Consider the following 4,851-nt stretch of genomic DNA (forward strand, 5'->3'; position numbering starts at 1 on the left):
ACCTGCCACGGATCGGACAGGTTGAGAATATGAGCGTAGAGGGACTTTTCGTCCATGGCGGTGACCTCTGGCGATTAAATACACCATTATCATGCCTTCAGCCACCACAACAAGGGAAGACCCATATGCATACAGCTATATTGATCGGAGGTTTTTCATGCCTAGACACTATGAAATTGACTCAGCCTGGCGTGCGAGCATTAAGCGTGAGCCGAACGGTCGTCAGACAGTTACGACAGAAGCCTTTGTCAGCCAGCTTGCGCTGATTAATTTTCACTGGAGTTGTCGCCAAGCAAATCAGTGGATTGAAACCTACGTGACCGTTTTTAAAGACATTTCCACTCAGGAAGGAGAGAACCGGACATTCATGCTTTTTAACCCCAACGGAGGCCGTTAAAAATGGGTTTTCCATCGCCAGCAACCGACTACCAGGAAAACAGGCTGTCACTCGATCAGCACTGTAATACAGGAGCGCCGGGAGTATTCTTTTTTCGAAGTGATACCTACTCTTTCCGGGAAGGGATAAAGCCTGGTGCGCTGCTCATAGTAGATTTTGGGGGCACGCCCGTTGACGGGTCTTTGGTGCTCTGTGTCCTGGAACAAGAATTCAGGATCATGCGATTGCGACTACACCCCAAGCGGTGTCTCCAGGAACTCGATAAGCTGGATAACTTCAGGGCTATACCTGATGACGATGAGGACGGGTTGGAGGTCAGGGGGGTCATTACGCACATTGTGGCACTGTTGCAAAGTTAGCGATGAGGCAGCCTTTTGTCTTATTCAAAGGCCTTACATTTCAAAAACTCTGCTTACCAGGCGCATTTCGCCCAGGGGATCACCATAATAAAATGCTGAGGCCTGGCCTTTGCGTAGTGCACGCATCACCTCAATACCTTTGATGGTGGCGTAAGCCGTCTTCATGGATTTAAATCCCAGCGTGGCGCCGATTATCCGTTTCAGTTTGCCATGATCGCATTCAATCACGTTGTTCCGGTACTTAATCTGTCGGTGTTCAACGTCAGACGGGCACCGGCCTTCGCGTTTGAGCAGAGCAAGCGCGCGACCATAGGCGGGCGCTTTATCCGTGTTGATGAATCGCGGGATCTGCCACTTCTTCACGTTGTTGAGGATTTTACCCAGAAACCGGTATGCAGCTTTGCTGTTACGACGGGAGGAGAGATAAAAATCGACAGTGCGGCCCCGGCTGTCGACGGCCCGGTACAGATACGCCCAGCGGCCATTGACCTTCACGTAGGTTTCATCCATGTGCCACGGGCAAAGATCGGAAGGGTTACGCCAGTACCAGCGCAGCCGTTTTTCCATTTCAGGCGCATAACGCTGAACCCAGCGGTAAATCGTGGAGTGATCGACATTCACTCCGCGTTCAGCCAGCATCTCCTGCAGCTCACGGTAACTGATGCCGTATTTGCAGTACCAGCGTACGGCCCACAGAATGATGTCACGCTGAAAATGCCGGCCTTTGAATGGGTTCATGTGCAGCTCCATCAGCAAAAGGGGATGATAAGTTTATCACCACCGACTATTTGCAACAGTGCCCCCCGCCCTGCAGGAACGCCTGCGCCAACTGCATCCCTACGAACTCCCGGAGCTGCTCGCGGTCGAAGCCGCGTCCGGCCTGCCCGAATACCTGCAATGGCTGGCCGCCGAGAGCCGACCGGTAAACTGAGCCAATGACCGCATCCACGATCCGCCTGCGCCGCTGGCTGGCCGGGCTCGCCCTGCTGCTTGCGCTGCCCGCGACCTCGGCCGTCGCCCAGGACTTCGAACTGCCGCCGGTCGACGAGGTCTTCGTCCTGTCCGCGCAGGCCACCGCGCCGGACCGCATCGAGGTGCGCTGGCGGATCGCCGACGGCTATTACCTGTACCGGCACCGCACCTCGGTCAAGGCCGATGCCGCCTTCACCGGCGCGACCATGGCGCTGCCGAAGGGCAAGGCCTACCGCGACGAATTCTTCGGCGACGTCGAAACCTACCGCAAGGAATTGCTCGGCACCCTCACCGGCACGCCCGCGGCCGGCGCGAGCGCGACCACCCTGACCGTGAAGTACCAGGGCTGCGCCGATGCCGGCGTGTGCTACCCGCCGCAGACCCGCACCCTGAAGGTCGCGTTGCCGGGCGAAGCGGGCGCTGGCGGCTTCGGCTGTAAGGCGCGCGGGCTGCATGATTATGTCGTCAAGAACGGCTCTGCCGATCATCCCAACGCCGAGGTGAAATTCGCACTGGGTGATGTGGTCAACACCATGATCGGCTGCACTAATGGTGAAACGATCATGCTGTGCCACGACACCTCGCTGCCGCGCCCCTATTCTCTCGGCTTTCGGGTGCAAGGCACCGAGGGGCTGTGGATGGACGTCAACAAGTCGATCTATCTGGAGGGCAAGAGCCCACAGCCGCACCGCTGGGAGCCTGCCGAGGGCTGGTTTGCGAAATACGATCACCCGCTATGGAAACGCTACGCCGATCTGGCGGCAGGGGCCGGGCATGGCGGGATGGACTGGTTCGTGATCCACGCTTTTGTCGAGGCGCTGAAGGCCAAGGCCCCGATGCCAATCGACATTTACGACGCGCTGGCCTGGAGCGCGATCACGCCTCTGTCGGAACAATCGATTGCTGAGGGCAATCGCACGTTAGATTTTCCCGACTTCACCCGAGGGCAGTGGCGCACCCGCAAGCCGATCTTTGCGCTGAACGACGCCTATTGATCGACGCGATTTAGGCCAAGCGCACCGCAAAGGCGAAATTGGTAATCTTGTCGGTATCCTTGACGCCCGGCGCGCTTTCGACGCCGCTGGAGGTATCGACCAGCGGCGCTCCGGTGCGCGCAATCGCCTCGGCAACATTCGTCGGATTTAGCCCGCCTGCCAGCCCCCACGGCAAGGCACCGCGATATCCGGCCAGCAGCGACCAGTCGAACGCCAACCCCATGCCGCCGGGCAGCGCGCCTTTGGGGGTCTTGGCGTCGAACAAGATCAAGTCCGCCGCCCCGGCATAGGCTGCGGCGCGTGCGACATCGCTGGCGCTGGCGACGGGCAGCGCCTTCCACACCGGCTTGCCAAACCGCGCGCGCAACTGGGCCACGCGTTCGGGCGATTCCGAACCGTGCAGCTGCAGCGCGTTCAGCTTGGCTGCCACCAGTGCGTCGGCGATGACAGCATCATCCGCATCGACGAACAAACCGACCATGGCGATCTGGCCAGCTGCGCGCGATGTCAAAGCGCCCGCGACATTCGACGTAACCGCACGGGGCGACGCTGGATAGAACACCAACCCGGCATAGTCCGCCCGCGCCGCGATGGTCGCATCGAGCGCCTCGGGTGTGCTGATCCCGCAAATCTTGATTTTCGCGGGCATGCGGTCAGTCGGGGTTCTGGATCAGCCGCACCAGCGTGCAGTCGGGATCGATCAGGTAGCCGATCCTCAGGCCGCTCGCCTCCAGTTGCGGAGCTTTGAAGCGCGGCCAGCCGGTGCTTTTTTCCTCGGCTCCCGCCGCGTTCACCAATGCCACCATGGCATCGAGATCATCCAACCGCAGGCAACAGCCGAACGAGCTCGTAGCTGGGTCGAGGTCAGGATAGGGGAAGAATTCGAGCTGCAAACCGCCGCGCTGCAGGATCATCCAGCCGCGATCCTTCCAACTCGTCGCAAAGCCCAGCTTCGCATAAAACGCCTCTGTCACATCGAAATCGCGCGATGGCAGATTGGGGGTGACGTGGTCAGCCATGGCTCAGCGCAGCTTGTCGGCCATGCGGGCCGTATGAGTGATTGCGGCGCGGCTATCGGGGGCGGAATGGCTCATCACGATCATGCTGGCCTTGGGGAACGCCGCACCAAACGCGCGCGCTGACGCGGCGTAGTGCTCAGTGTCGGCATCACCGAGATTGCCGAGCGACTTGGCCTTGCTGTCCTTGATCAGGCAGCCACCAAAAGCGATGTCGGTGCCGTCGATCCCAACGGTGATATTGTCACTGGTGTGGCCGGGGCCGGGGTAAAATACCTTGAGCGGGCCAAAGTTGGGCGCGGTTGCTGGTTCGACCCAGCCATTGGCGGCGAAAGTCAGGCTGTGTTGCGCCGCAACCAGCCCCTCTTGCGGGGCAAGCTGGTTCGACAACGCATTGGCATAAGTCGCAATCCCCGCCGCATGCAGCGCGTTCATACCGCCCATCTTGTCCTGATGCGCGTGAGTCACCACCGCCAGCGCGACCGGCAGGTTGATCTCCTGCTTGATCCAGTTGAGGATCTGGGCGGTCTGGTCATCGGTCCAGGCGGTATCGACCACCAGCACGCGGCCGCCATCCCTGACGATCAAACCGTTGGAAGCGACTGCCCCGAAACCCGGCATGTCGAGATAGGAAGTGTGCTGCCAGACATTCGGTGCGAGCTGGCGGAAAACCAGATCGCCAAACCGTTGGTCGCCAGTTTCCATTTGCTGGCCAATCGTCGGGCGGATTTCACCGGGCATGCACCCGCTCAGCATCAATGCAGCGGCTAATGCGGTGCTCAGCTTCGCGACCGGGTGCATAATATTGGGCAATTCCATCAAGTTTTCCTTTTATTCAGCATTAAAAACCCCGCAAATGCGAGGCCTAGTAAATAGATGATCTTAATTTGGTTCACTGTAGCAAAAATATGGGGCGAATTCAAACATGAGGTGCGACAGTTTCAAAAGCCATATGATAATCAACAAGCTGAGCAAATTTCTCTAAGGAAGGTGCGAACAAGTCCCTGATATGAGATCATGTTTGTCATCTGGAGCCATGGAACAGGGTTCATCATGAGTCATCAACTTACCTTCGCCGACAGTGAATTCAGCAGTAAGCGCCGTCAGACCAG

General features: G+C 58.7%; 7 protein-coding genes and 2 pseudogenes. 5 read left to right on the forward strand and 4 right to left on the reverse strand.

The window, feature by feature from the left end; all coding sequences use genetic code 11:
- The first annotated feature begins 157 nt into the window (after positions 1–157).
- Entirely contained in the window at positions 158–397 is a 240-nt protein-coding gene (locus tag ACWWFX_RS25695) for a hypothetical protein (RefSeq protein WP_001549892.1), read from the forward strand.
- Between the two features lie 2 nt (positions 398–399).
- A complete protein-coding gene (locus ACWWFX_RS25700; RefSeq protein ID WP_004199403.1) occupies positions 400–756 on the forward strand; it encodes a HumD family translesion DNA polymerase in 357 nt (118 codons plus the stop codon).
- A 33-nt stretch (positions 757–789) separates the two neighbouring features.
- Here the strand turns inward: ACWWFX_RS25700 and ACWWFX_RS25705 are convergent, their stop codons facing one another.
- Positions 790–1,494 carry an IS6-like element IS26 family transposase gene (locus tag ACWWFX_RS25705; protein WP_001067855.1) on the reverse strand — a complete coding sequence of 235 codons (705 nt, stop codon included), beginning with the start codon at positions 1,492–1,494 and terminating at the stop codon, positions 790–792.
- Between the two features lie 58 nt (positions 1,495–1,552).
- On the opposite strand from ACWWFX_RS25705, the gene cutA reads away from it, so the two are divergent.
- The 3 genes and pseudogenes from cutA to ACWWFX_RS25720 form a co-directional block, all read left to right on the forward strand.
- Positions 1,553–1,687 (forward strand): divalent cation tolerance protein CutA, encoded by a 135-nt coding sequence (gene cutA, locus ACWWFX_RS25710; RefSeq protein WP_023408307.1) that lies wholly within the window; start codon positions 1,553–1,555, stop codon positions 1,685–1,687.
- 4 nt (positions 1,688–1,691) lie between these two features.
- Positions 1,692–2,066 (forward strand): annotated as a pseudogene (locus ACWWFX_RS25715) (protein-disulfide reductase DsbD domain-containing protein); the annotation flags it as partial.
- Between the two features lie 90 nt (positions 2,067–2,156).
- A pseudogene (locus ACWWFX_RS25720) lies at positions 2,157–2,723 on the forward strand (hypothetical protein); the annotation flags it as partial.
- Positions 2,724–2,733: 10 nt separating this feature from the next.
- Here the strand turns inward: ACWWFX_RS25720 and ACWWFX_RS25725 are convergent.
- Genes ACWWFX_RS25725 through ACWWFX_RS25735 form a run of 3 tightly spaced genes read right to left on the reverse strand, consistent with a single transcriptional unit; the run spans position 2,734 to position 4,558 of the window.
- The gene (locus ACWWFX_RS25725) at positions 2,734–3,372 is read right to left on the reverse strand and encodes a phosphoribosylanthranilate isomerase (protein ID WP_004201168.1); all 639 of its coding nucleotides are present in this window, start codon (positions 3,370–3,372) and stop codon (positions 2,734–2,736) included.
- Between the two features lie 4 nt (positions 3,373–3,376).
- Complete coding sequence (gene ble, locus ACWWFX_RS25730) at positions 3,377–3,742, reverse strand: bleomycin binding protein Ble-MBL (RefSeq protein WP_004201167.1); 366 nt, start codon at positions 3,740–3,742, stop codon at positions 3,377–3,379.
- Between the two features lie 3 nt (positions 3,743–3,745).
- The gene (locus ACWWFX_RS25735; RefSeq protein WP_032495622.1) at positions 3,746–4,558 is read right to left on the reverse strand and encodes a subclass B1 metallo-beta-lactamase NDM-7; all 813 of its coding nucleotides are present in this window, start codon (positions 4,556–4,558) and stop codon (positions 3,746–3,748) included.
- Between the last annotated feature and the right edge of the window lie 293 nt (positions 4,559–4,851).

It is taken from the genome of Pseudocitrobacter sp. 2023LY-00077 (genome assembly GCF_055796175.1).

Coding starts and splice junctions, on each gene's coding strand:
- ACWWFX_RS25695 (WP_001549892.1), top strand. CDS start 158: ATGCCTAGACACTATGAAATTGACTCAGCCTGGCGTGCGAGCATTAAG.
- ACWWFX_RS25700 (WP_004199403.1), top strand. CDS start 400: ATGGGTTTTCCATCGCCAGCAACCGACTACCAGGAAAACAGGCTGTCA.
- ACWWFX_RS25705 (WP_001067855.1), bottom strand. CDS start 1,494: ATGAACCCATTCAAAGGCCGGCATTTTCAGCGTGACATCATTCTGTGG.
- ACWWFX_RS25725 (WP_004201168.1), bottom strand. CDS start 3,372: ATGCCCGCGAAAATCAAGATTTGCGGGATCAGCACACCCGAGGCGCTC.
- ble (WP_004201167.1), bottom strand. CDS start 3,742: ATGGCTGACCACGTCACCCCCAATCTGCCATCGCGCGATTTCGATGTG.
- ACWWFX_RS25735 (WP_032495622.1), bottom strand. CDS start 4,558: ATGGAATTGCCCAATATTATGCACCCGGTCGCGAAGCTGAGCACCGCA.